This is a genomic window from Microcoleus sp. D3_18a_C4 (assembly GCF_036702415.1).
GTDB lineage: Bacteria > Cyanobacteriota > Cyanobacteriia > Cyanobacteriales > Microcoleaceae > Microcoleus.
In genome coordinates, this window is sequence record NZ_JAUBTI010000098.1 from 1 (window position 1) to 2,525 (window position 2,525).

The following is a 2,525-nucleotide window of genomic DNA, read 5'->3' on the forward strand; positions in this document are numbered from 1 at the left end:
TGAGTTGTCGGAGACTTTCTTGATGACAATATTGCCGATGCCTTTTTGTACGGCTTCACTCAAGGTGACAACTAAATCAGCAGCAACTGCAACACTGGTTGCGTTATCTGCGGGGGTGAAACTGGCGGCTGTCGGCGCTGTGATGTCAGCTAAAACACCTGTGGCTCCGAAAACTCCCAGATAATTAGCAAGGCTGGTACCGCTTGTTTTACTGACGGTAATGCTCTGCAGCGTTTTGGCTGGGTGAGGATTAAACATGAACCCGAATAGGGCAGGATCATTGGCATTCTGATAACCTGTTCCTGCTGTATCACTGCTTCGATCCATTCCGTCGATTAGATAGTAACTCGACGATGTTTCGGTAATTTCGTCAAACCAGTCAGGAACTACTGTGGCTGTGCCTGTCCCATTAGTGCCATCGCTATAGTTAAATGTCACCTGCATCCCAGCACTGCCATTTGTACTGGTGGCGAACAGGTGGATTTGTGAATACTGGTTGGGCGTAACAGCAAAGTTAAAGGATGTGCCGTTAGTTGTAAGAACTTTGGCGTTGTTGCCGTTATTGGTGTTGTTGTAGCCTAGCTGAACGTCGGGACGGAAGGCATTTGCTGCGAAAAAGCCGTTGTCGGGTAAACCATTGCCACTAGCACCGCCTTTCTCGGTTGCAAAGGACTGAGTGATTAAGGTATCTATGTTAGCCCCTCCCGCTGCGTAACCCAATTCGCCTTGTAGGGTGTCTATGGCTCCTCCCGTGTAGTTGATAATGACATCGCGATCGAATACTGATGTGAAGTCAAATTGAACGGGTGAGGCTAAAACACCGCCATAGGTTGCCATTGCTTCGCTGGACAAGGCAAGGGAGGCTTCGATCGCCCCTGTTGTTTTTTCTAATTCCCAGTCGCCCCCTAGTGCTGCATTCCCCGTCTTGTCGGTGGATGCAGCCACATCCGCCCCGGTTATTTCACTGAGGCGTTTTACGAAGTTTGCTCCAACTTCTCCGGCTGCTACATCGCATCCATAAAGTAGAATATCCCCATTTGCTGTCAGCGCACTTCCCCACTGTTTTATCTGATCGCTGAAAGTTTCTAGGTTATTGTCATTGAGTACGTCAGCACCGAGTTTTAAACTGCCTTCGCTGCCGTGAGAAACTATATGAACTGCTTCAATATCTTTTTGATCTGCCAAGGCATTTGTAATTTGGTCGATCGCGCTGAAATTTTCATTTAAAATCACAATTTGAGCGGGATCGATGCCTTGGATCAGGCTTTGATAATCCTGTACAGAGGAGTCTACGAAAATAATTTGCTTGTTCATAGTTGATAAGTTCATAATTGCTGAAATCCTTTATATCTATCGTTTACATCCAAGTCTGGCCGGGGTGGAAACCCCCGCCTCAAATCTTAAGTGCTCTTGCATAGAACTGAATAATTTATTAGTCTTATTGCTCAAATCGCTCGATCGGTACAATTGTTAGCCCGTTCGCCTTTTTCACGGGAAATAAACGTGGAAAACTGATTGTCTTCGCTCACGGCTGACAACATTCGATCGACTTGCGCCCCCCTGGGCGATCGTCATAGCAGCGTGAAACTCGGATTTTGGCGCAATAAAGCCGCCAGCAAAGTAGAACGTGAGCGAGGTAATCCCGATCAGAAGTGAACTTTCACTGACCTCGCGTTGGAATGGGTTTGTTTAACTTAGATGCAACCTAAATGTATCATACCACAGACATATCTTTTATAACATATTTTTATTTAACATTTCGCAACACAACACTTCTGGTTTACGATATCTTTACAATCTAGACATCGTGGGTTCACTTTCCCTGTCTCTATCATTGCTTCGGGCCCCTGCCTTTGTAAAGTCGGAAAAGTCGGATCTTAAAGTCGGAAAAGTCGGATCTTTGCCATGAGGACATAATAAGGTTTACGCTATCTTTACAATCTAGATATCGCCCTTGTTAATTACTTAGGTATTTTAACTGCATATCTCAGGGAATCTACGCGGATATACGCAGATGAAGAGATGTTATTTGATGAGTTCTTCGAGGGATGGAAAAAGCAATTTTTCGGCGCTCACTTTTTCGCAATCGCAAGGCTGTTGAATTGCGGATATTGCTGATACTTTTCCCAGCAGCAATTGGATGCTTTCTATTAGCAATGGTAGAGTTAATAAAATAATTGATGCAGAGACTAGCAAGCTAATTAAGCCGTCAGCCCAATTCCAGTGCAGCCACGCCACGGCGATCGCAGCTAAAATTACTCCAACCGACGAAAAAATGTCGGCGACTGCGTGCAGAAACGCGCTTTTGAGGTTCAAGTCGCCGTGACAGCAGGAATGCAAGCAACAAGCATTAATCGAGTTGATGCTTAAACCGACTATGGCGGTAATTAACATCGGGAGCCCTTCTACTTCGGGAGTTGGGGACTGCAAACGGTCGATCGACTCGGCGGCAATCCAAAGGGCGATCGCCACTAAACTGATACTATTAATTAAAGCAGCAATGATTTCTCCACGGGCGGGCAGGA

3 protein-coding genes are annotated in these 2,525 nt (G+C 45.9%); 1 reads left to right on the forward strand and 2 read right to left on the reverse strand.

Features of this window, described 5'->3' with window-relative positions; genetic code table 11:
- Nucleotides 1-1,329, reverse strand: a 1,329-nt coding sequence (locus tag QUB16_RS27205; RefSeq protein ID WP_333320993.1) for a DUF4347 domain-containing protein, incomplete at its 3' end; no start/stop codon positions are given.
- 186 nt (nucleotides 1,330-1,515) lie between these two features.
- Here QUB16_RS27205 and QUB16_RS27210 point away from each other — a divergent pair.
- On the forward strand, nucleotides 1,516-1,656 hold the full coding sequence (locus QUB16_RS27210; protein WP_333320995.1) for a hypothetical protein: 141 nt from the start codon (nucleotides 1,516-1,518) through the stop codon (nucleotides 1,654-1,656).
- A 369-nt stretch (nucleotides 1,657-2,025) separates the two neighbouring features.
- Here QUB16_RS27210 and QUB16_RS27215 read toward each other — a convergent pair.
- A partial coding sequence (locus QUB16_RS27215; RefSeq protein ID WP_333320997.1) for a cation diffusion facilitator family transporter occupies nucleotides 2,026-2,525 on the reverse strand: 500 nt, incomplete at its 5' end.